Genomic DNA, 22,104 nt, shown 5'->3' on the forward strand with positions numbered 1-22,104 from the left:
GACGGAGCGGAAGCCGGGGTCGTGGGCATTCCGGTGGGAACCCCTGTCAGAGCCACGACCGACCTACCCCACCCGAGCACCAGGAGGACAGAATGACCGTCAACACCACGAAGGCTCGCCAGACGACGAACATCGACCCGACGCTGAGCATCAACCCGGTCTTCGTGCGGCCCGGTGAGGCGACGGAGCTCGACAAGTTCAAGATGCCCGGGGGGCCGAGCCTTCCCGAGACGGCATACCAGATCGTGCACGACGAGGCGATCCTCGACGGGAACTCTCGCCTGAACCTGGCGACGTTCGTGTCCACCTGGATGGACGACCACGCGCTCAAGCTCTACAGCGAGTCGGCCGACAAGAACATGATCGACAAGGACGAGTACCCGGCGACGGCCGCGATCGAGGACCGCTGCTGGCGGATCCTCGCGGACCTCTGGCACGTGCCCGACCCCACGGACACGATCGGGACCTCCGCGATCGGCTCGTCCGAGGCGTGCATGCTCGGCGGGCTCGCGCTCAAGCGGCTCTGGCAGGAGAAGCGCAGGGCTGAAGGGAAGTCGACCGAGCGGCCGAACCTCATCATGTCTGCCGCGGTGCAGGTCGTCTGGGAGAAGTTCTGCAACTACTGGGACGTCGAACCTCGCTACGTCCCCGTCTCGCCCGACCACCTGGTCCTCGACGGCTACGACCTCGAGGACTACGTGGACGAGAACACGATCGGCGTGGTCGCCATCCTGGGCCAGACCTTCACCGGGCTCTACGACCCGGTCGAGGCGATCGCGAAGAAGCTCGACGAGATCGAAGCGAAGACCGGGTTCGACGTCAAGATCCACGTCGACGGGGCCTCCGGAGCCATGGTGGCTCCGTTCTGCCAACCGGACCTCGGCTGGGACTTCCAGATCGACCGCGTGAACTCGATCAGCACGTCCGGTCACAAGTACGGCCTGGTGTACCCCGGCGTCGGATGGGTGGTCTGGCGCAGCACCGCGGTGCTCCCCGAGAGCATGGTCTTCCACGTCAGCTACCTCGGCGGGGACATGCCGACGCTCGCGCTGAACTTCTCCCGGCCGGGGGCGCAGGTCCTGCTGCAGTACTACCAGTTCCTGCGCCTCGGTCGGGAGGGCTATCGGGAGATCCAGCAGAACTCCATCGACGTCGCCACCTACCTCTCGAGCGGGATCGCCGACATCGGACCGTTCGAGCTCATGAGCAAGGGCGACACCATCCCGGTGTTCGCCTGGGTGCTCAAGGACGGCTACACGGACAAGTGGACCCTGTACGACCTTGCCGACCGGCTCCGGATGAAGGGCTGGCTCGTCCCGGCGTACCCGATGGCGGACGACATGGCAGACGTCGTCCTGCAGCGCATCGTGGTCAAGGTCGGGCTCAGCCGTGACCTGGCCTCGGCGCTCCTGTCCGACATCAAGGGTGAGGTCCAGTTCCTCGACGCGCTCGACGCGCCGCTCCCGCGAGAGGCCTCGAGCGGGTCGCACTTCCACCACTGAGCCGGCACCGCGGGGCGAGGGCGGTCTCACCGCCCTCGCCCCGCGGCCGTCCCGTCCACCCGTCCCACCGGCCCACCGAGGGAACCGTCACCATGAGCGAAGCGATCATCACCGCGCCCGTCCGACCACGGCCGTTCCTGGTCCCGACCCTGACGAAGCAGTGCTGGGGGTTCATGATCGGTTCGTCGCTGTTCGCGGTCGGCTCGGCACCGGGGTTCGAATCGTGGGCCGGGTCGTCGGTCGCGAACCTCCTCTACTTCGTCGGGGCGCTCTTCTTCACCGCGGCCGGGTTCGCACAGCTCCTCCTCAGCGGGGCGGTGAGCGTCCCCGTGCGCTACGCGCCCGGGCGCATGGTGCGGGCCGAGTGGCTGACCGCGGCCACCCAGTCCTTCGGCACGATCATGTTCAACGTCAGCACCACCGCCGCCCTGTACGCGCGGTCGCGCCACGCCGAGACGGAGTACGTCTGGAACCCGGACGCGGCGGGGTCTCTGGCGTTCCTCGTGAGCGCCAACCTCGCGTTCGTCGCGTACGTACGCGGGGGCGCGACGTGGTGGGACCCGCGGCGGATCGGATGGTGGTCGGTGGTCGTCAACTTCGTCGGGTGCGCGGCGTTCGCGGTCTCCGCGGTCGGGGCGTTCGTCCTCCCGGGCGGGTCGGCGATCAGCAGCTCGCTCGCGAACGGCGGGACGTTCGTGGGTGCACTCTGCTTCTTCGTCGCGTCGCTCGTCGTCCTGCCGTGGTGGAGCCGCCAGCGCGCGTCCGACGTCGCCGGCGCCGCCGTGGGGCGGGAAAGGAGCCCGGGGCCGGGACCGTCGGACCGCGACTGAGCCGGGTGGCCGGCGCGACCTCCACAGCTCGACCGACCCCGGGACGGGCACGTGCTCACAGTTCTCGCAGACCTGTTGACGATCGGTGTCGCCGTGGCGATCAGCCCGCTCGCGATCGTCGCGGTCATCCTCATGGCCACGTCCGGCAAGGGGCGCACCAACGGCACGGCGTTCGTGCTCGGCTGCTACACGTTCGCGATCGTGTTCATCGGTCTGCTCGTGCTCCTGGGGCGATCGAGCGGGACGGACGAGGCAGGTTCCGAACCGCACTACGCCGTCGACGCCCTGGAGATCGCGCTCGGGCTGGCGCTCGTCGCGCTCGCGGTCGTGCAGTGGCGGAAGCGGTCGTCGACGGAGACACCGAAGTGGATGGAGAGCCTGGACCAGCTCACGCTGATGAAGGCTTTCCTCGTCGGCGTGCTCATCTCCGGTCCGCTGTCGCCCAAGGACCTGCCGCTGCTCGTCGCCGCCGGCGGTCGGATCTCGCAGGCCTCGCTCGCCGTGGCCGAGGTCGTCGCGGTGATCCTCGTCTTCGGGCTCCTCGGCGTGACGGCGGTGGCGGTCCCGTGGGTGCTCAGCGTCGTCGCCCCGGGCCAGGTCGAGAAGAAGCTCGCCGCGCCGCGGGACTGGCTCGTCGCGAACCACGCGGTCATCATGACGGTGCTGTTCGTGATCCTGGGGACCAAGCTGGTCGGCTCCGGCGTCTCCGACCTGACGACCGCCGGAGGGCCGTGACGTGTCGACCGAGATGCTGCTGGTCGTCCTTTCCGCGGTCGTCCTCGTCGTCGTCGTCACCGTGCTCGCCCGGAAGGTCGGCGTCGCCGGCCCGCTCGTCCTCGTGGGCACCGGCGTCGCGGTCAGCTACGTCCCCGCGATCCCTCCGATCTCGGTCGAGCCGAACCTGATCCTCGTCGGGGTGCTGCCTCCGCTCCTGTACTCCGCCGCCGTCGCGGCGCCCCGGATCGAGTTCCGCCGGGACTCGACCGCGATCGGGGGGCTCGCCGTCGTCCTCGTGATCGTCAGCGCGCTCGTGCTGGGAGTCTTCTTCGCCTGGGCGGTCCCCGGCCTGGGACTCGGCCTCGGCATCGCCCTCGGGGCGATCCTGAGCCCGACGGACGCGGTCGCCACCTCGATCGTCAAGGAGCAGGGGGCGCCGCGCCGCGTGCTCGCGGTGCTCGAGGGGGAGAGCCTGCTCAACGACGCCACGGCCCTCGTGACCCTGCGGACGGCGATCGCCGCGGCCGCGGTGGGATTCTCCGTGCTCGGTACGGCCGGCTCGTTCGCCTGGGCGGTGCTGTCCGCGGTCGTCGTCGGGGCCGGGGTCGGCGCGATCGCGCTGCGGGTGCGGGCCTGGACGCAGAGTGCGACCGCCAACACCGCGCTGGGACTGACCGTGCCCTACCTGGCCTACCTTCCGACCGAGGCGCTCGGTGGCTCGGGCGTCGTCGCCGCGGTCGCCGCCGGGATCGTCTGCGGACGCGGTGCGACGCGCTGGCTGACGCCGGAGCAGCGGATCTCCGACAAGCTCAACTGGCGGACGGTCGAGTTCGTCCTCGAGGGCGCGGTCTTCCTGGCGATGGGCCTCGAGCTCTACGGGATCGTCTCCCACGGCGACGCCGACGGGGCGCACCTGCTGCGTGCGCTGTGGATCGCGCCGGCCGCGCTCGTCATCCTGACGGGCATCCGCGCCGCCTACGTGTTCCCGATGCTCGGCCTGCACAACGTGCGGGTCCGCAGGTCGGTCGACAAGCGCCTCGCCGCACGGGAGAAGGCGTTGCGCGACGGAGACGATCCACCTCGACCACTGGTGGTCCTCGGCGAGCGACGGAACGCGAGCGCACCGGAGTCCATCCGTCGCCTGCGCAACGACATCGACTACTACGAAGCGGCGCCGTTGACGAGGAAGGACAGCACCATCGTCGTCTGGGCGGGCATGCGGGGCGTGGTGACCCTCGCGGCGGCCCAGACGCTCCCGGAGCAGACCCCGGCACGGGACCTGCTGGTCTTCATCGCGTTCCTCGTGGCGGCCGGGAGCCTGATGCTCCAAGGTCTCACCCTGCCGGCTCTCGTCCGTCGGCTCAGCGGTCCGGGCGCCGACCGCGACGCGCCCGACGACGTGCGCCTCATCCATGCCGACCTGCACGACGTGGCCGAGCGAGCCGTCGCTCGTCGCACGGTGGCACGCCCCGACTCGACGGCGTTCCCGCCGGAGCTCTACCAGTCGTCGCGGCCGTGGTTCTTCGAGATAGGTCGTGCTCGGCACGACGCCGGTCCCGACGCGCTCGAGTTCGAGCTGGCGCTGGTCGGCATCATGAGAGAGCGCCTGCGCGGCCTCACGTCCTCCGGACAGTACGACAGCGGTGCCGCGCAGTACGTCTTCGACGAGCTCGACGCGTACGAGATCACGCTGCGGCTCCACCTCGCCGGCGGCGAGTGACGAAGAACCTCACCCAGCGAGGCGTCGCCGGACGGTGCTCAGCTCGCGAGGCGTGAGACCGCCCGACATCAGGTACTCCGCGCTCCCGCCGCTGGCGCCGACCCACGCGAGCGCCTGCTGGATCGCGGACGGGGGCGTCCCGGTGGCCAGCGTCCGCAGCTGCGGCGTGACGGTGATGCCGAGCGACTCGATCATGTGGATCATGCCGTCCGCCCACGGACCGGCGAGATGACGCTGGGACTCCGCGTAGTCGTCGACGGTCGCCGTGCGCTCGACCCCCACGGCGTCGAGGAGCAGCGCGACGGCCACGCCGGTCCTGTCCTTGCCGGCGGTGCAGTGGACGACCACTGCCGTGGGAGCGCCGTCGTGCGAGGCCGCGACGATGCGCGCGACCTCGGCGAACGCCGCGGCGGACCGCTGAAGCATCCAGACGTAGAGGTCGCCCAGTGCCGGCAACGCCTCGACGCCCGCACGGACGTCGTCCGACGACGGCGCACCCGTCGGGTCCACCAAGGCACCGATCTGCTCGCCGACGGCCCCCTGGGCGATCGCCAGCCGGACCGTGTCGAACGGCCTCGTGCTCGGCAGCCGGTCGGGCGCGGCCTCGCGTTCGGCGGAGGTGCGGAGGTCCGCGACCACACCGATCTCGGTCGCGGCGAGCTGGGCGACTCCCTGGTCGGTGAGGCCCTCGGGCCCGCCCCAGGGGCAGGGTCAAGCCTCCTTCCGGTGGCGGTGCGGTGGCCCGCGGCCTACGGTCGGCGCAGCCGCTCGGCGTCGAGCGCGCGTGCCGTGCACCGATCGACGGAGGAGCCTGAGCCATGTCCGACGCGAGCACCGGGTCGAGCCCCGACGAGAGCACGGCGACGAGCGCCGGGGACGACGCCCTGGCCGCTGCGGTCGCCGCGGTGAGCACGCCCTCCCCGGTGGACACCCCGCTCGGGCGGTTCGACCTGGTCGACGGGGTGCCGACCCCGGAGTCCGTCGAGCGGCTCTACGACTCGCTGGACTTCCTGCGCGGCGTGGAGGCGTTCCTCAGCACGATGCCCGGTGCGTCGCTCGTGGCGATGCGGCGCGGGTTCCGCGAGCTCGGCCTCCTCCGCTCGAACCAGGTCGGCTACACCGACCCGCGGGCCGACTCGGGCGGCATCTTCCTCACGCCGAACACGGCGACCACGTACGGGTCGCTCTTCGTCGACCTTCGCGAGACGGGCCCGCTCGTCATCGAGCCCCCCAAGAGCTCGCTGTGCGTGGTGGACGACTTCTGGTTCCGCTACGTCGCCGACATGGGCATCGCGGGTCCGGACCGCGGCGAGGGCGGTCGCTACCTGTTCCTCCCGCCCGGCTACGACGGCGAGGTCCCGGACGGCTACTTCGTCTACCGGACGCCGACGTTCACCAACTGGGTCGTGCTGCGCGCGCTGGGCGGCGTGCCGGCGATGAAGGAGACGCGGATCTACCCGCTCGCCGACGCGGGGGACCCGCCCCCGACCGAGTTCGTCAACATCGCGGGCACGCGCGTGAACACCGTCCACGCCAACGACGCCTCGTTCTTCGACGAGGTCGCCGAGATCGTCGCGGAGGAGCCGACGAGCGCGCTCGACCCCGAGCGCGCCGGGCTGCTGCGCGCCGTCGGCATCGTGCCCGGGCGTGCGTTCGCCCCGAGCCCGGAGCTGCGCGCGACGCTCGACACGGCGGCACGGGCGGGGGCGGCGATCAGCCGCGCGCTGGTCTACTCGCCGCGCGATCCCGAGGCGCGGGTCGCGCCCGGGTCGAGCTGGCTCCAGGCGTTCCTCGGGGGGTCGTACGAGTTCCTCGCCGACGGGGCGCGCCTGCTCGACGCGCGCGCGCAGTTCCACTTCTTCGCCACCGTCATCACGCCGGCGATGGCGCACGCCCAGGTCGGGGCCGGGTCCGCCTACGCCTACACGGCCCACGACGCGCAGGGCCGCATCCTCGACGGCGCGCGCACGTACCGGCTCGTGCTCCCCCCGAACCCGCCCGCGAAGAACTTCTGGTCGGTGGACCTCTACGACACCCAGACCCGGTCGCTGCTCCAGACCGACGACCCGTACCCGAGTCTCCTGAGCCTGAGCGGGACGGTCGCGACGGAGGAGGACGGCAGCACCGTGCTGTGGTTCGGCCCGGTGCCCCCGGCGGGACGCGAGTCCAACTGGGTCGGGACCGTCCCGGGCAGGTCGTGGTTCCCCATGCTGCGCCTCTACGGGCCGCTCGAGCCGTGGTTCGACCGCACGTGGCTCCCGGGGGACCTGGAGCTGGTCGAGGACTGACACCCGCGCAGCACGACACACGCGTCCGGCGCTGGGTCGGCCGCCCCGGGCCCGGGCCGGCGTGGCCGAGCATCCGCGATATCGATCAGCTCCGATCTGATATCCTGGAGGCGGTGTCGAGGGGAGCCGATCATGAGCATGGCGAAACAGCGCAAGGCCGACGCCCCGGACGGGGCGACGACGGTCAGGACTGTCTCGAAGACCGCCACGCGAGGTCATGTCGACCTGCGGGCCGGTGAGGCCAAGCCCACGGTGGTGCGCGCGAACCCGCAGGCGTTGGCCCGGGCCAAGAAGCTCCTCGGCTACAAGTCCAACCAAGAGATGGTCATCGATCTCATCCAGAACGCCGTCGACGAGGAGGAGACGCGCGAGGAGCGAGTCCACGCTCAGCGCAAGGCGCTGTCGATGCTCGACGACCTGGACGTCTCCGACCTCGCGGAGGTCACCCAGTTTCGACCCGTCGGACGGACTGTGTGAGGCGTGGCCGGCTACATCGTCGACAACTCGGTGTGGGGTCGGATCAAGGTCCCCGAGGTTCGGCAGGCAGTGGAGGCCCTGACCGACGTGATCTACACGGTCACGCCCCAGCGTCTGGAGTTCCTCTACTCGGCCACGTCCCAGGAGGACTTCGACAAGCAGCAGCAGTTCCTCGACGCCGTCGGGGTGTACCTCGAGCCCGCTGACGACCTCAACGACACCTGCGAGGACATCCAGCGCGCGTTGGCGACACACGGCAAGCTGCGGTCGGTTGGTCCCGTCGACGTGATGATCGCGGCATACGCCTACCGGCACCGTCTCACCGTGCTGCACTACGACTCCGACTTCAGCGACCACATCGCCGCCTCCATCCAGGGGTTCCAGCAGGAGTGGGTCGTCCCTCGCGGCTCGCTCTGACCGAGGACCAGGCCCTCCCGACGACCGACTCTCTCGTCTGCACCCGGTCGTTGGACGACGCGACGCGCAGGTTCGCGACGAGATGGACACCCTCATGGCAGCCCGACGGCGAGCGCGACCTCCGCGACGATCGCGTCCGGCTCGTCGGACCACGGGACGGCGTACACCTCGCGCGACGTGGCGTGCGCCAGCCCGGTCCCGACGCGCAGCGCGTCGAGGTACCCGACGATCTGCGGGAAGCGGCAGTCGCGCGAGGGGACCTCGACGTACGCCTCCGTGCGGGCCGGGTCCTCGCGGAGCACGACCGGCCCCGCGGGGACGACCGCCCCGCGGTACGGGACGCACGCCTCGACGCGACCGGGGACGTCGCGTCCGACGGGCGAGTGGTAGATCACCCAGTGCGCGGCGCCCGCCTCCGCGCCGGCCGCGGCGAGATGCGCCCGGATCGTCAGCAGGTCGGCGCTGAACGTGGGCACGAGGTCGGCCTGGGTCGTGGACGACGTGATCGTGGCGACCGTGCACGCGGGGACCTCGCGCCACCGGACCTCGGCGTCGCCGCGCCGCACGGCGAGCCGCCGCGCGAGCTCCTCGGCGGTCGCGCGCTGCTCCGCGAGCGCCTGCTGCTGCTCGTCCCACCAGCCGAGGAGGACGTCGCGCACGTCGCGCGGGTCGGCGTCGAGCACCTCCGGGACGCGCGCGAGCGGCACGTCGATCCGGCGCAGCAGCGCCAGGGCGCGAGCCCGCTCCACCTGCTCGGGCGCGTACGCGCGGTAGCCCGTGCGGGGGTCGACGCCGGCCGGGACGAGCAGGCCGTTGGCGTCGTAGAGCCGCAGCGCCTTGATGGACAGCCCCGACGCGCGCACCATCTCGCCGCTCGTGAGCGTGTCCGCCGTCGGGCGCTCCCCCTGCTCCTGCGTCACGCGTCGAGCGTAACGACGGGCGCACGTCGTGCCACGGCGACGGCGCGTCGCCCGGCGGCACTACCCTGGCCAGATGCCTGACGACCTCACGCAGACCGCCACGCCGACCCCCGCGGAGCGGGAGGAGCCGCCGGCGCCCGTCGCCCCGCGCCGCCCGGCGCCGCGCACGCACCACGGGGAGACCGTGGACGACGACTACGAGTGGCTGCGGGAGAAGGAGTCGCCCGAGGTCGTCGCGCACCTCGAGGCCGAGAACGCGTACACCGAGGCGCGGCTCGCGCACCTCGAGCCGCTGCGCGAGCGGATCTTCGAGGAGATCAAGGCGCGCACGCTCGAGACCGACCTGTCCGTGCCCGTGCGCCAGGGCGCGCACTGGTACTACGCGCGCACGGTCGAGGGCTCGCAGTACCCGATCCGGGCGCGCGCGCCGATCGACGCGAGCGTCGGCAGCGACGCGCCGTCGTCCTGGGTTCCGCCCGTGCTGGAGCCCGGCGTGCCCGTGCCGGGCGAGCAGGTGCTGCTCGACGACAACGTCGAGGCCGAGGGGCACGACTTCTTCTCGCTCGGGTCGTTCGACGTGTCGGTCGACGGGACGCGGCTCGCGTACGCGGTCGACGTCGTCGGCGACGAGCGGTACACGCTGCGCATCCGCGACCTGGACACGGGCACGGACCTCGTCGACGAGGTCCCGGGGACGTTCCCGGGAGCCGTCTTCTCCCCGGACGGGCGGTACGTCTTCTACCCGACGGTCGACGACGCGTGGCGACCCTGGCGCGTGTGGCGCCACGAGGTGGGTACCCCGGCGACGCAGGACGTCGTGGTGTTCGAGGAGCCCGACGAGCGCTACTGGGTCGGGGTGGGCGTCTCGCGCTCGCAGCGGTTCGTGCAGATCGACGTCGGCTCGAAGATCACGTCGGAGACGTGGCTGATCGACGCCGCGGACCCGACCGGTGACCCCCGGGTCGTGTGGCCGCGCCGCGAGGGCGTCGAGTACACGGTCGAGCACGCGGTCCTGCCGAGCACGTGGTTCCCCGCCGTCGAGCACGAGGAGAGCGGCGGAGAGGCGGCGAGGACGACAGCGACGTCGGGTTCGGCGGGAGAGCGACGAGACGTGCTGCTCGTGCTGCACAACGACGGCGCGGAGAACTTCGAGCTCGTCGTGACCGGCGTGCCCGAGGGCGGCGGGTCGGTCGGGCCGGGCGACGCGACCGTCGTCGTGCCGCACGACCCGGAGACGCGGCTCGAGGGCGTCGACGCGTTCGCCGGGCACCTCGTGGTGTCCTACCGGCGCGACGCGTTGTCGCGGGTCGGGGTGATCGACCTCGCGTCGGCCGAGCCGCCGCGCCCCGTCGGCCTGCCGACGCCGATCCGCACGGGCGACACCCCGGCGCCCTCGGGCGACCACTGGCACGTGCACGAGGTCGCGTTCGACGAGCCCCTGTACACCGCCGCGCTCGCCGGGAACCCCGAGTGGGACCAGCCGAACGTCCGCCTGTCGTACGCGAGCTTCGTGACGCCGTCGACCGTGTACGACCTGCGCGTCGAGACCGACGAGCTCACGCTGCTCAAGCAGCAGCCCGTGCTCGGCGGGTACGACGCCGCGGACTACGTGCAGCGCCGCGAGTGGGCCACGGCTGAGGACGGGACCCAGGTGCCGGTCTCGCTCGTGTGGCGGCGCGACGCCGTCGGGCTCGACGCGACGGGCACGGGTGCGGAGCCCGCGCCGCTGCTGCTCTACGGGTACGGGTCGTACGAGATCAGCATCGACCCGGGGTTCTCGATCGCGCGCCTGTCGCTGCTGGACCGCGGGGTCGTGTTCGCGGTCGCGCACGTGCGCGGCGGCGGCGAGATGGGGCGCCGCTGGTACGACGAGGGCAAGACGCTCGCCAAGCGCACCACGTTCACCGACTTCGTCGCCGTCGCGCGGCACCTCGTCGACGCGGGCTGGACGAGCCCCGAGCGCCTCGTGGCGCAGGGCGGCTCCGCGGGCGGCCTGCTCATGGGCGCGGTGACCAACCTCGCGCCCGAGCTGTTCGCGGGCGTGCTCGCGCAGGTCCCGTTCGTCGACGCGCTCACGTCGATCCTCGACCCCTCCCTGCCACTGACCGTCGTCGAGTGGGACGAGTGGGGCGACCCCCTGCACGACCCCGAGGTCTACCGGTACATGCGCACGTACACGCCGTACGAGAACGTGCCCGACGACGCGGCCCACTACCCGCGGATCCTCGCCGTGACGTCGCTCCACGACACGCGCGTGCTCTACGTCGAGCCGGCCAAGTGGGTCGCGCGCCTGCGTGCCGCCGGGGCGCCCGCCCTGCTGAAGATCGAGATGCACGCCGGGCACGGCGGCGTCTCGGGCCGGTACGAGGGCTGGCGCGAGGTCGCGTACGAGGACGCCTGGGTGCTCGACGTGCTCGGGCTCGCGGCGCGGTGACGGTCGGGTGAGCGGCCCGGCGCCCGCGCCCGACCCGCGGACCTCGCGCGACGCGACGCCCCCGGGGACGGCGGCGCTGCTGCTGCGCCCGGTCGGCTACCTCGCGATCGGGCTCGTGTGGACGACGATCGGGCTGTTCGTCGTCGGGCTCTCCGTCGCGCTCGCGGCGTACGGGCTGTTCGAGCCGCCGGCCGACCAGGAGCCGTGGGCCGAGCTCGTCGCGTCACCGGGTGCCGTGCTCGGGCGCCTCGCCGTGATCGCGCCGATCGCCGTGGTGCTCGCCGGGCCGGTCGCCTGGTACCTGTCGTGCGCGATCTGGCCGCTCGCGGCGCTGTCCTTCGTGTACGCCGGGCGGGCGCTGCGGCCGTCGTACCGCGGCGACCGGCTGTCCTTCACGAGCCACGTCGCGGCGGGGACGACGGTCGGCCCGCCGGTGCCCGGGCCGGTGGCGATGTCGCTCCAGCCGCAGCGGCGCTCGCGGCTCACGGACACGCTGGTGCGCTTCTCCGCCTGCGGGTGGAACCCCGACCTCCGAGAGTTCTGGCCCGCCGTCCCGGCGGGGATCGCGTGGGCGCTCGCGAGTGTCGGGGCGTCGACGGCGCTGCCGCCCGGCTGGCGGGTCGGGCTCGTGGTCGCCGCGGTCCCGTTCGCGCTCTGGTCCGTGGTCGCGCTGCGCCGGGCCTGGACGTGGCGGTTCCATCGCGAGCGCGCACGCCTGGCGGCGCAGCGGCGTCTCGAGCGCCACGGCGACCGGTACCGGATCGACCCGCGCGTCGTCCGGACACGTCCGCAGTCGGCCGAGCACCGGGCCGCCGTCGAGGCCGAGCGTGCCGAGTCGCGCGTCGCGCAGGACCGCCTGACGAGCCTCACGAGCGACGAGATCGGGGAGCGCCGCGAGGCCGTGCTCCGCGCGCGCCGGGACCGCGAGGCGCGGGAGGCTCGCGAGGGGGCTCGTCGGGACCGGCGGGGCGGGACGCCGTCGGACCGCTGAGCCCGCCGCCCTCGGTCCGGACGGCCTGGGCTCGGACCGCCGGCGTTCAGGCGGCCTGCGGGCTGCCGCACTCGGCGCAGAACCTCGCGCCCGCGGCGTTCTGCGTGCCGCACTCGCGGCACGCGGCGACCTGCGCGAGGCGCTCGCCGCACTCGGGGCAGAACTTGCCGCCGTCGACCTTGGCCGAGCACGACGCGCACTGCGTGACGACCGGCGTCCGCAGGTCCGTACCGCCGACCAGGTCGGTCGTCCGGAGCTGCTCCTGGAGCTGGTGGCGGCGGGCCTCGGCCTGGAGCTGGGCGAGCTCCTCCGCCTGCTGGGGCGAGCAGCGCACGCACTGCCCCACGGCGTCGTTCCAGCAGACCTCGTGGCACATCCAGTCGCCGCACCCGTGGCACTGGCGGAACGCGTCGCGGACCTCGCCGACGGCGGCGTCGAGCGCCTTGTCCTTCGCCGACGAGTTGGTCTGCCGGTCGGCGGCCCACGACCCCGCCGCGTACGACAGGTCGGCCACCTTGCCGCCGAAGAACCGGCCCGCCGCCTGGATGAGGCTGCTGCCCTTGGCGACCACGTCCGTCTGGTAGGCCGAGCGGTAGCCGTTGCCGCACCGCTCGCACCGGAACTCGAACTGGTACCCACCGGCGTTCGACAGGTCGCGGACGTTGTCGGTGAAGGCGATGGGCGCGCTCATGGCAGGGACCTCGGCAGGCTCGGGTGTCGGCGTCCCCGCAGGCCAGGCCCGCGGGAGGGGAAGGTCATGGGGATCCCGTGACCGCAGCGATGCTACCCACGGACCCTCGTCGCCCGGGCGGACCACCCGGGTGAAATCGGGGCAGACCGCGCGGTCCGGTGCCCCGAGAGGGTCGCGGTGCGCGACGGGTCAGGGGCGGACGAGCCGGAGCGGGGTGTCGGCGGTGCGGACGGTGACGGTCTGGCCCCAGGCGGCGACGAGGCGGTCGTCCTCCATGCCGTCGCCGAACGCGACGAGCCGGTCCGAGGCGACGGTGAGGGCGACGTCCGCGCCGTCGTCCACGACACCCTCCGTGAGCGTGGCGCCCGTCGTGGGCGACGGCCATGCCTCGCGGACGAACCAGCCGAGCCGGTGCTCCGTGCGCCCCGGTGCGGGGCGGCGGCCGCCGCGGTCGTGCGCGAGCGACGCCCACCAGCCCGTCGCGCCGGTCCCCGTCGCGACGAGCACGCCCGACGACGACTGCCGCTCCTCGCCCGCCGCGCACCGCAGCGTGTAGCGCGCGCTCTGGTGGCTCGGGTGCCCGACGAACACCTCGTTGAGCGCCGTGAGGTGCTGCCCGTCGTCGAGGTCGGCGCGCACCATGGTCAGCGCGTCGACGGGCAGGACCGCCACCCGGTCGGGTGCGCCGCCTGGTGCCTCGGCCTCGGCTCCGAGCCCACGCAGGAGGGTCGTCGCCGCCGCCACCGTGTGCCGCACGAGCACGCCGACGTTCACGCCCGGCTCCGGGTCGACGCCGAGGACCGGCTGGCCGTGCAGGTACTTCGCGACGTTCGCGACGAGGCCGTCCTGCCCCACGACCACCACCACGTCCTCGGGCGCGACGAGGAACCGCGACAGGTCCGCGCGCTCGACGTCGGCACGTGCCCAGCCTGCGGGCAGGGCGGCCACGACGGCGTCGCGCGCGGCGGCGAGGGCGTCGTGCCGCGCCTGCACCTCGGCCAGCGACCGGCCGCGCGACCGGAGGAAGAACTCCGCCTGGCCGCGCGTCCCGTGCCGGTCGAGCAGGTCGTCGAGCTCGGTGCGCCGGTGCACGACGACGGCGCGTCGCCGGAGCATCGTCAGGCCGCCTTCCCGGGCGCCGCGGCGGGCGACCCGCCGTCCGGGCCGAGCCCGCGTGCCAGGGTCGACAGCACCCCGGTGAGCAGGTCGGGCGTGATGGTGAGGTTCTGCACGTCCGGCAGCGACCCGGCGGCCTCGCGCAGCGCGAGCGCGAGCAGCGTGCCCTGCCCGGCGCTCGCGTAGACGTCCATGCGGGCCTGCTCGGCGGCGGCCTCGGCCGCGCCGACGACGCGCACCTGCTCGGCCTTCGCGTCCGTCGCGAGCCGCGCACGCTCGGCGGTCGCGCGGGCGTCGACCAGCGCGGCGGCAGCCTTCTCCTCCGCCTCGCGCCGGGCGTTCGCGCCGTCCTGGGCGACGAGGCGCTCGCGGCGCGTCGCGAGCTCGATCTTGCTCGCCAGCTCGTTCTCCGCGATCGCGCGCTCGCGCTCGACGGCGAGGGCCCGGCGCTCGTACGTCGCGCGGTCGGCCTCGGCCTGCACCCGCTCGCGCGCCGGCGTCTGGAGCGCGCGCTCGACGTCCTTCTCGGGCCGGACGGCGAGCACCTGGACGCCGATGACGACGATCCCGGTCGCGGTGAGGCGGGGGTCCGTGGTCAGCGCCTCGGCGAGCACGTCGCGCACGCGGAGCACGCCGGCCGTCAGGGCGTCGGCGAGAGGCATCGCCGCGAGCGCGTCGGCGGCGCGGCTCTGCGCGAGCCGTCCGACGATGCTCGTCACCTGGTCCCGGCCCGCGGTGCTCGTCTCCCCGCTGCCCGGGTCGACGGCGAAGTCGAGGCGCTGCGAGACGGTCACGGGATCGGCGAACCGGTACGTGACCCCGGCCTGGACGGTGACGTCCTGGTGGTCGGCGGTCACGGCGTGGAAGAAGACGGGCAGCTCCTGGTCGTCGACGGGGACCTCCGAGAGGACCGACGTCGTCGGGCGGAACCAGAACGCCTGCCCGACACCCTCGTGCGCGACGCGCCCGCGGCGCAGGTGCACGACGTGCCCGGTGGGGCTGCCGAGGAAGTGCCGGGTCCACGGGTAGGCGCGGATGGTGGCCATGGTCGTCTCCGATCGTTTTCGTCGTTCTGACGATAATGACGCTAGTCCGATCCAGGATTCTCGTCAACTTGACATGAATGTGCGACGATGACCGCATGACGCCGCCTGCGAGCCCGACCCCCGACGTCCCGCCGACCGCCGCGCTGCTGCCCGTCACGGTCGACGTCGTCACGCTCACGGTCCGCGACGACGCCCTGCACGTGCTGCTCGTCGAGCGCGGCATCGCACCGTTCCGCGGTGCGCTCGCGCTCCCGGGCGGGTTCGTGCTGCCCGAGGAAGGGCTCGCCCGGGCGGCCCGGCGCGAGCTCGCGGAGGAGACCGGCGTCCGCCCGCCCGGTCACCTGGAGCAGCTCCGCACCTACGGGCCGCTCGGTCGTGACCCGCGCGGCCCGGTCCTCTCGGTCGCCTACCTCCTCCTCGCGCCGGAGTTCGGCGTCGTCCACGCAGGGTCCGACGCCGGGGGAGCGGCCTGGTACCCCGTCGCGCCCCTGCTCGCGCCCGCCGCGGGCGGGCCGACGGCGTCGGGCGACCGGTCGCCGTCGGGCACCGGCCTCGCGTTCGACCACGCGCGGATCCTCGCCGACGGCGTCGAGCGCGCCCGCGCCAAGCTCGAGTACTCGGCGCTCGCGACGGCGTTCTGCCCGCCCGAGTTCACCGTCGCCGACCTGCGGCGCGTCTACGAGGCGGTGTGGGGCGTGCGGCTCGACCCCCGCAACTTCTCGCGCAAGGCCACGACCACCCCGGGGTTCCTCGAGGACACCGGTCGCACGACGTCGGGCGGCACCGGCCGCCCCGCGACCCTCTACCGCGCCGCGCCGAACCCGGGGATGTCGCCGGGCTCGGCGTCGGACGTGACCACGACCCCGGGTTCGGCGGCCGACCCCGACCTCGCGCCCGCGAGCGTGCCCGCCGTCCTCGACCCGCCGCTCATGCGTCCGCGCCGCTGACCGCCGCGGCGCGGGCCGGGGGAGAACTCCCCCTCGACAGCGGGGCAGGGCTGAGTACGCTCGCGCGCATGTCGACCTACAGCTACTGGCGCAGCGACCAGGGCAACATGCAGGCCCTCTCGGACGAGCTCGCCGCGCAGGCCGCGATGGCGCGGTCGCGGGAGGCGTCGCTCAGCCGGCGGCTGCGCTCGCTCGAGGGCGACCTCTCGAGCCGCGTGGAGGTGCTCACCCGCCTCGTCAACGCGCTCATCGAGCTGGGCGAGGTGCGCGAGGAGCTCGCGCTCTTCACCCCCGCCCGACGCGCCCGGGACGCGGCGCGCGCCCTGACGCGCGCGGTCGTGGCGGGCGAGGGCGACGTGTCGCACCTGCGCCGGTCGCCCGACCTCGCCGACGTGCCGGGTTACTGGCTCGTCCCCGCGGCGCTCGCCGTCGCCGAGCTGCCCGGGGGGCGCCTCGACCCCGAGGCGGCACAGGAGGCGCTGCTGCGCGACCGCCGACGGGCCGCGACGTACCTCGTCGCGGTCTGCGCGCTCGTCGGGCAGCCCGGTCTCGCGCGCGAGTGGACTCCCTGGGTGCTCGACGCCCCCGTCCTCCCGGCGGCCGGCTGGGGCAGCGCCGACGGCGCGCCGGAGGCGGCGCCGGAACGCCCCGCCGAGGCGCCGGACGAGGTCCTCGTGACGACCTCCGAGCGAGCGCTGTGGGGCGCGGCGGCCGCGGGGCACCTCGGGGACGACGGCGTCGCGGTCGTGCGCGCGGCGCTCGCGGAGCGCGTGGCCCTGCTCGACGACGACGCGCACGCCCGCTGGCGCGCCCGGCTCCTCGAGGCGGCGCCCGCTCTCCCCGGGAGCGGGGACGACTGGGGCTCGCCCGAGGCCGGGGCGGCCGACGGGTCCGGCACGCGTCGCCGGGCCGCGGCACCCGACGCCCTGCCGCTGCTGCGATCCTGGACCGCGTGGTCGCGGGCCGTCGTCGCCGGTGAGGTGGCCCTGCCCGCGGCGGCGCCCGGTCCGCTCGCGCTCGGGGCGTCGTCGGGCACCACCGGCGACACGGGCACGCTGCCGGGCGCCGCCGCGACGCCGAGCGGCGCCCCGGCCCCGGGCGTGGCGCTGCTGCGGGTCGTCGGGTCGCTCGTGAACGAGGGGGCGCCCGTGGAGCGCGGCCTCCTCGAGCGGGCGGAGCTGCTGGCCGACCGCGTGGGCCGTGCGCCCGAGGACGACGGCCCGGAGTGGGACGCGTCCGCGGGGACGCTCGTCGACCTGCTCGTGGACGACGCGCGCGGCACCGACCCGGGGCTCGCGGCGCTCGCCGCCCCGCTGCTCGTCGACGACCTGCGCGTCGCGAGCCACGCGCGGGCCTCCGAGCTCGCGGCCACCCCCGCGCCGTCGCGCGTGCTGCGCCTCGCCGGCCGGACCGTCACCGTGACGCCGGCCGACGACGGTGCGGCGCTCGCCGCGACGGCACGGTCGGAGCTCCTGGCGCGCCCCGTCGACGGGGCGTCGTGGGGCGTCGTCGGCGGGGTCGGGGCGATCGCGCTGGTGACGCTCGTGCTGGGCATCGCGGTCGCGCCGGCCTGGTTCGCGGTCACCGTCGTGGCGGGCGTGGTCGCCGCGTGGCAGTGGTTCTCGGGCGAGCAGCGCGCGCGGGACCAGCGCTCGGCCGCGCAGGCGAGCGCCCAGCGGTTCGACGCCGAGCTGGCCGAGGCGCGCACCGCCGTCGCGGCGGAGGCGGAGCGTGCGCGGACGCAGCGCGAGGCGGTCGCGACCGTCGTCGACGACCTCGACGACGCCCTCGCCGACCTGGGCGCGCCGACCCCCGCCTGACGCGAGCGACCCGGGCCGTCCGGCCCCGCTCGGCACCTGCTCGAAGGGGGCTCGACAGCCGTTCGAACAGCGGCTTCGAACACCGGATGAACTGTCGGTGAACAGTGGCGGAAGAATCCACAGGATGGTCGAGCGCGCTCCGGGGATGACCCCACCATGGACGACGTGACCGAGACGCTCCTGCTGGTGCTCGTCGTCGTGACCGCACTGGCCTTCGACTTCACCAACGGCTTCCACGACACGGGCAACGCGATGGCTACGTCCATCGCCACCAAGGCCCTCAAGCCCAAGACCGCCGTCGCCCTCTCCGCCGTCCTCAACATGGTCGGGGCGTTCCTCTCCCTGGCCGTCGCGGCGACCATCGCGAAGGGTCTGGTCGACGCGAACGTCATCACCCTCGAGGTCGTCCTCGCGGGGCTCGTGGGCGGCATCACCTGGAACCTCCTGACCTGGTTGCTCGGCATCCCGTCGAGCTCGTCGCACGCCCTCATCGGCGGCGTCGTGGGCTCGGTGCTCGCGGCCGTCGGCACGCAGGGCGTCATCTGGAGCGGCGTCGCCGCGAAGGTGCTCATCCCCGCGCTCCTGGCCCCGCTCGTCGCGGTGGGCGTCGCGAGCGTCGGCACGTGGGCGGTCGCCCGCCTCACGCGCGACGTCCCCGAGGACGTCTCGACGCGGGCGTTCCGCTGGGGCCAGGTCGGCTCGGCCTCGCTCGTCTCGCTCGCGCACGGCACCAACGACGCGCAGAAGTCGATGGGCATCATCCTGCTCGCGCTCATCGCGGCGGGCGCCGTCCCGGCGGACTCGGGCGTGCCGTTCTGGGTGATCCTCGCCTGCGCGTCCTTCATGGCCCTCGGCACGTACCTGGGCGGCTGGCGCATCATCCGCACGCTCGGCAAGGGCCTCGTCGAGATCGACACCCGCCAGGGCATGGCCGCCGAGACGTCGTCCGCGGCCGTCATCCTCATGTCCGGCCTGTTCGGCTACTCGCTCTCGACGACGCACGTCGCGACCGGCTCGATCCTCGGCTCGGGCGTCGGGATGCCGGGCGCCAAGGTCCGCTGGGGCGTCGCGGGCCGCATGCTCGCCGCGTGGGGCCTGACGCTCCCGGCCGCCGGTCTGGTCGGCGCGGCCTGCTACGGCATCCAGCACGGGATCGGCGGCACGGCCGGCACGGTCGTGGTGTTCGCGATCCTCGTCGCGACGTCCGTCGCCATCTGGGTCGCGTCGCGCCGCAAGCCCGTGGACCACAACAACGTCAACGACGCCTGGGAGGAGGGCGCGGTGGACGCCGGGCTCGAGACCGAGGTCGTCGAGGCGCGCGAGGCCGCGCTGGAGCGCCGCCTCGACGCGGCCGACCCGTTCACCGACGCCGAGCCGCAGGCCGCGTCGTCCGTGCCCGCCTCGGGCGCACCCACCGTGACCCCGACCGCCGCGCGCCAGCGCGCGAGCGTCTGACCCCGGCAGCCCGGAGGAGAGAACCGTGTTCGTCGAGATCGACTCGCTGCTCAAGGTCGTCGTCGCCGGCCTCGTCGTCGGCGCGGGCCTGCCCGCCCTCTTCGCGCTCGGGGTCCGGCTCGCCGCCGGCCGCGCCGTGCCCGTGGAGGTCGGCACCCCGGACGGCCGCTTCACGTCCGACGGCCGCACCGTGCGCGTCGAGCGCACCACCCGCGGTCGCCAGGTGGGCGCGCTCGTGTGCTTCGCCGTCGTCGTCGTCGCGATCGCTGTGGGCATCGCCTTCATCGCGAGCGGCGGCCACTGACCGGCTCAGCCCCCGCTGAGTGCATGAATTAGTCGCGGTCGAACCGGTTCGACCGCGACTAATTCATGCACTCAGCGCGGGGGAGGTCAGGCGGAGTCGCGGACGACGAGGCTCGGGTCGAACAGGACGGAGCGGGCCTCGGTCTCCGGGTCGTCGATGGCCGCGAGCAGGAGGCGCGCCATCTCGGCCGCCATCTCCTCCACCGGCTGCCTGACGGTCGTGAGCGGCGGGTGCGCCTGGCGGGCGACCGTCGAGTCGTCGAAGCCCACGACGGCGACGTCCTCCGGCACGCGGCGCCCGGCCTCCTGGAGGACCGTGGACGTGCCGTCGGCCATGAGGTCGCTCGCGCCGAACACGCCGTCGACGTCGGGGCGTGCCGCGAGGAGCTCGCGCGCGGCCGCCTCGCCGCCCGCGCGCGTGAAGTCGCCCTCCACGACGAACGGCTCGGAGAGACCCGCGGCCCGCACGGCGTCGAGGAACCCCTCGAGCCGGGCGCGCGCGAAGGGGACGTCGGAGGGTCCCGCGACGGTCGCCAGGCGCGTCCTGCCCCGCGACACCAGGTGCTCGGCCGCGAGCCGGCCGCCCGCCGCCTGGTCGAGGTCGACCCAGCTCACGCCGGCCGACTCGTCCGCGCCGTGGAGGTGCGTCGAGAGCACGACCGGCACGGGCAGCGCCGCGAACCGCGCGGGGAGCGGGTCTCCGGAGCTCGACGTGATGAGCAGGACGCCGTCGACGTGACCCTGGCGCACGTACCGCACGACCTGGTCGTGCGCGGGCGGGTCGGCGGGCAGGATCGCGAGGTGGATGTCGCGCGGGCGGAGCACCTGCTGCGCCCCTGCCGTCACGCGCCCGATGAAGGGGTCCGTGAACAGGCGCTCCAGGAAGGGGCTGGCGTGCGGCCGCTCCGTCGGCTCGGAGACGACGAGCGCGACCGACCCGGTCCGCCGGGTGACGAGCGTGCGCGCCGCGAGGTTGGGGACGTAGCCCGTCTCGTCGATCGCCTTCTCGACGACCTCGACGATCGCCGGGTCGACCGTCGGCACGCCGTTGATGACGCGGGACACGGTGGCTCGGGAGACGCCCGCGACGGCCGCGACGGCCTCGAGCGTCGGGCGGGGGGTGGGGCGACGGTCAGCCATGGCGTCAGTTATACCGCCCGGCGCTCAGCCCAGCCGCTGCTTCGCGGCGAGCACGCGGACGACGGCGGCGTCGACCTTCGCGGCGAACGCGGGGTCCGTCGTCGCGCGCTCGACGACGGCCGCGACCATGGGCTGCACGACGCTCGGGTCGGCGGACGCGAGCACCATGTCGCCGCCCGCGTCGATCGTCAGGACGGCGCGGTCGGCGGGCGACCACGCCTGCACCTGCTGCGCCGCGGACACGTCGTCCGTGATGACGACGCCGTCGAACCCCAGGTCGCCGCGCAGCATCCCGTCGACGACGACGGGCGAGAACGCCGCGGGCAGCGACCCGTCGATCTGCGAGTAGACGGCTGTGGACGTCATGACGAACGCGGCGCCCGCCTCGATCCCCGAGGCGAAGACGGCGACGGACGGGTCGTCGCGCGTCGTCACGTCGTCCGTGACGCCCGCGTCGGTGTCGGTGTTCTCGGTGACGCGGCCCAGCCCCGGGAAGTGCTTGATCGTCACGTCCACCCCGGACGCCTCCATGCCGGCGCTGAAGGCGTTCGCGTGCGCCGTCACCGTGTCCGGCGTGGTGCCGTAGTTCCGCTGGAAGTACCCGATCGGCGGGTTCTGCGCCTCCGTCCCCTCGGGAACCAGGTCCATCACCGGCGCGAGGTTGAGGTTCACGCCCGCGGCGGCGAGCTCGCCGCCCCACGTCGTCGCGTCGGCCTGGAGCGCCGCGGGGTCGAGGCCCGCCTGGTCCGTGGCCGTGGGGATCTGCGAGAACCCGGGACCGCGCAGCACCTGGACGTAGCCGCCCTCCTGGTCGGTCGCGACGAACAGCGGCGTGCCGTTCGTGGTCTCCGGCGAGACGAGCGCCGTGAAGCCCGCGACGAGGTCCGCCGTCGGGCCGGTGCCCGCCTGCGACCGCCCGGCGAGGAACACGTTGCCGACGTGGAGCTGCGACACCGCGTCGTAGCTCACCTGCTGCGGGTCGCTCACGTCGACGCCGACCATGAAGAGCTGGCCGACCTTCTGCTCGAGCGTCCACCCGGCGAGCGGGTCCTCGGGCGGGGTGGACGGCGTCGGGGGGGTGCCCGACGGCGACGGCTCGGGGGAGGCGCTCGGCGCGCCCGAGGGCGACGGAGCCGGGGCGGGGGCGGGGCGGGTGAGGTACCACGCGACCGCGGAGACGGCGGCGAGCGTGGTGACGACGGCGACGACGATCCAGATGGTCCGGGCACGGGTGGTCACAGGGCGGGCACCTCCAGCGGCCACCGTAGCCCGCTCCGTCGCGCCGGAGGT

The 22,104-nt window shown here is 74.0% G+C and carries 19 protein-coding genes and 1 pseudogene; 13 read left to right on the top strand and 7 right to left on the bottom strand.

Going from position 1 to position 22,104, the window contains the following annotated elements:
- Positions 1 to 92 precede the first annotated feature (92 nt).
- From gad to CCE02nite_RS06445, 4 genes are all read left to right on the top strand, one after another.
- Positions 93 to 1,502: a glutamate decarboxylase gene (gene gad, locus CCE02nite_RS06430; RefSeq protein ID WP_141388843.1), complete on the top strand. Its 1,410-nt coding sequence runs from the start codon at positions 93 to 95 to the stop codon at positions 1,500 to 1,502.
- A 92-nt stretch (positions 1,503 to 1,594) separates the two neighbouring features.
- Positions 1,595 to 2,332, top strand: coding sequence for a hypothetical protein (locus CCE02nite_RS06435; protein WP_218027041.1), 738 nt, complete (start codon positions 1,595 to 1,597; stop codon positions 2,330 to 2,332).
- 51 nt (positions 2,333 to 2,383) lie between these two features.
- Positions 2,384 to 3,067 (top strand): GAP family protein, encoded by a 684-nt coding sequence (locus CCE02nite_RS06440; protein WP_141388844.1) that lies wholly within the window; start codon positions 2,384 to 2,386, stop codon positions 3,065 to 3,067.
- A gap of 1 nt (position 3,068) precedes the next feature.
- Positions 3,069 to 4,769, top strand: a complete 1,701-nt coding sequence (locus CCE02nite_RS06445; protein ID WP_255318681.1) for a cation:proton antiporter — start codon at positions 3,069 to 3,071, stop codon at positions 4,767 to 4,769.
- Positions 4,770 to 4,778: 9 nt separating this feature from the next.
- Here the strand turns inward: CCE02nite_RS06445 and CCE02nite_RS06450 are convergent.
- Positions 4,779 to 5,447: pseudogene (locus tag CCE02nite_RS06450) on the bottom strand (tyrosine-protein phosphatase); the annotation flags it as partial.
- A 140-nt stretch (positions 5,448 to 5,587) separates the two neighbouring features.
- Between CCE02nite_RS06450 and CCE02nite_RS06455 the strand changes: the two are divergent.
- From CCE02nite_RS06455 to CCE02nite_RS06465, 3 genes are all read left to right on the top strand, one after another.
- Positions 5,588 to 7,057: a DUF1254 domain-containing protein gene (locus CCE02nite_RS06455; RefSeq protein ID WP_141388846.1), complete on the top strand. Its 1,470-nt coding sequence runs from the start codon at positions 5,588 to 5,590 to the stop codon at positions 7,055 to 7,057.
- Between the two features lie 132 nt (positions 7,058 to 7,189).
- On the top strand, positions 7,190 to 7,534 hold the full coding sequence (locus CCE02nite_RS06460; protein WP_141388847.1) for a hypothetical protein: 345 nt from the start codon (positions 7,190 to 7,192) through the stop codon (positions 7,532 to 7,534).
- Positions 7,535 to 7,537: 3 nt separating this feature from the next.
- The gene (locus CCE02nite_RS06465) at positions 7,538 to 7,951 is read left to right on the top strand and encodes a PIN domain-containing protein (RefSeq protein WP_141388848.1); all 414 of its coding nucleotides are present in this window, start codon (positions 7,538 to 7,540) and stop codon (positions 7,949 to 7,951) included.
- Positions 7,952 to 8,043: 92 nt separating this feature from the next.
- On the opposite strand, the gene CCE02nite_RS06470 is transcribed toward CCE02nite_RS06465, so the two are convergent.
- Positions 8,044 to 8,871, bottom strand: coding sequence for a MerR family transcriptional regulator (locus CCE02nite_RS06470; protein ID WP_141388849.1), 828 nt, complete (start codon positions 8,869 to 8,871; stop codon positions 8,044 to 8,046).
- A gap of 73 nt (positions 8,872 to 8,944) precedes the next feature.
- On the opposite strand from CCE02nite_RS06470, the gene CCE02nite_RS06475 reads away from it, so the two are divergent.
- Both CCE02nite_RS06475 and CCE02nite_RS06480 read left to right on the top strand, forming a co-directional pair.
- The gene (locus CCE02nite_RS06475) at positions 8,945 to 11,305 is read left to right on the top strand and encodes a S9 family peptidase (protein ID WP_141388850.1); all 2,361 of its coding nucleotides are present in this window, start codon (positions 8,945 to 8,947) and stop codon (positions 11,303 to 11,305) included.
- Positions 11,306 to 11,312: 7 nt separating this feature from the next.
- Positions 11,313 to 12,296 carry a hypothetical protein gene (locus tag CCE02nite_RS06480; RefSeq protein ID WP_141388851.1) on the top strand — a complete coding sequence of 328 codons (984 nt, stop codon included), beginning with the start codon at positions 11,313 to 11,315 and terminating at the stop codon, positions 12,294 to 12,296.
- A 46-nt stretch (positions 12,297 to 12,342) separates the two neighbouring features.
- On the opposite strand, the gene CCE02nite_RS06485 is transcribed toward CCE02nite_RS06480, so the two are convergent.
- The 3 genes from CCE02nite_RS06485 to CCE02nite_RS06495 form a co-directional block, all read right to left on the bottom strand.
- On the bottom strand, positions 12,343 to 12,987 hold the full coding sequence (locus tag CCE02nite_RS06485; protein ID WP_218027042.1) for a zinc ribbon domain-containing protein: 645 nt from the start codon (positions 12,985 to 12,987) through the stop codon (positions 12,343 to 12,345).
- Between the two features lie 189 nt (positions 12,988 to 13,176).
- A complete protein-coding gene (locus CCE02nite_RS06490; RefSeq protein WP_141388852.1) occupies positions 13,177 to 14,103 on the bottom strand; it encodes a hypothetical protein in 927 nt (308 codons plus the stop codon).
- A 2-nt stretch (positions 14,104 to 14,105) separates the two neighbouring features.
- A complete protein-coding gene (locus tag CCE02nite_RS06495) occupies positions 14,106 to 15,149 on the bottom strand; it encodes an SPFH domain-containing protein (protein ID WP_141388853.1) in 1,044 nt (347 codons plus the stop codon).
- Positions 15,150 to 15,244: 95 nt separating this feature from the next.
- On the opposite strand from CCE02nite_RS06495, the gene CCE02nite_RS06500 reads away from it, so the two are divergent.
- The 4 genes from CCE02nite_RS06500 to CCE02nite_RS06515 all read left to right on the top strand — a co-directional run bounded on the left by CCE02nite_RS06500 (position 15,245) and on the right by CCE02nite_RS06515 (position 19,675).
- Entirely contained in the window at positions 15,245 to 16,096 is an 852-nt protein-coding gene (locus CCE02nite_RS06500; RefSeq protein ID WP_141388854.1) for an NrtR DNA-binding winged helix domain-containing protein, read from the top strand.
- 68 nt (positions 16,097 to 16,164) lie between these two features.
- Complete coding sequence (locus CCE02nite_RS06505) at positions 16,165 to 17,916, top strand: hypothetical protein (RefSeq protein WP_141388855.1); 1,752 nt, start codon at positions 16,165 to 16,167, stop codon at positions 17,914 to 17,916.
- A 156-nt stretch (positions 17,917 to 18,072) separates the two neighbouring features.
- Positions 18,073 to 19,371 (top strand): inorganic phosphate transporter, encoded by a 1,299-nt coding sequence (locus CCE02nite_RS06510; RefSeq protein WP_141388856.1) that lies wholly within the window; start codon positions 18,073 to 18,075, stop codon positions 19,369 to 19,371.
- Between the two features lie 25 nt (positions 19,372 to 19,396).
- Positions 19,397 to 19,675, top strand: coding sequence for a hypothetical protein (locus CCE02nite_RS06515; protein WP_141388857.1), 279 nt, complete (start codon positions 19,397 to 19,399; stop codon positions 19,673 to 19,675).
- Positions 19,676 to 19,761: 86 nt separating this feature from the next.
- Here the strand turns inward: CCE02nite_RS06515 and CCE02nite_RS06520 are convergent, their stop codons facing one another.
- A complete protein-coding gene (locus CCE02nite_RS06520; protein WP_141388858.1) occupies positions 19,762 to 20,814 on the bottom strand; it encodes a LacI family DNA-binding transcriptional regulator in 1,053 nt (350 codons plus the stop codon).
- A 24-nt stretch (positions 20,815 to 20,838) separates the two neighbouring features.
- The gene (locus CCE02nite_RS06525; protein WP_141388859.1) at positions 20,839 to 22,053 is read right to left on the bottom strand and encodes a glycoside hydrolase family 3 N-terminal domain-containing protein; all 1,215 of its coding nucleotides are present in this window, start codon (positions 22,051 to 22,053) and stop codon (positions 20,839 to 20,841) included.
- Between the last annotated feature and the right edge of the window lie 51 nt (positions 22,054 to 22,104).

Source organism: Cellulosimicrobium cellulans (genome assembly GCF_006539945.1).
GTDB lineage: Bacteria > Actinomycetota > Actinomycetes > Actinomycetales > Cellulomonadaceae > Cellulosimicrobium > Cellulosimicrobium cellulans.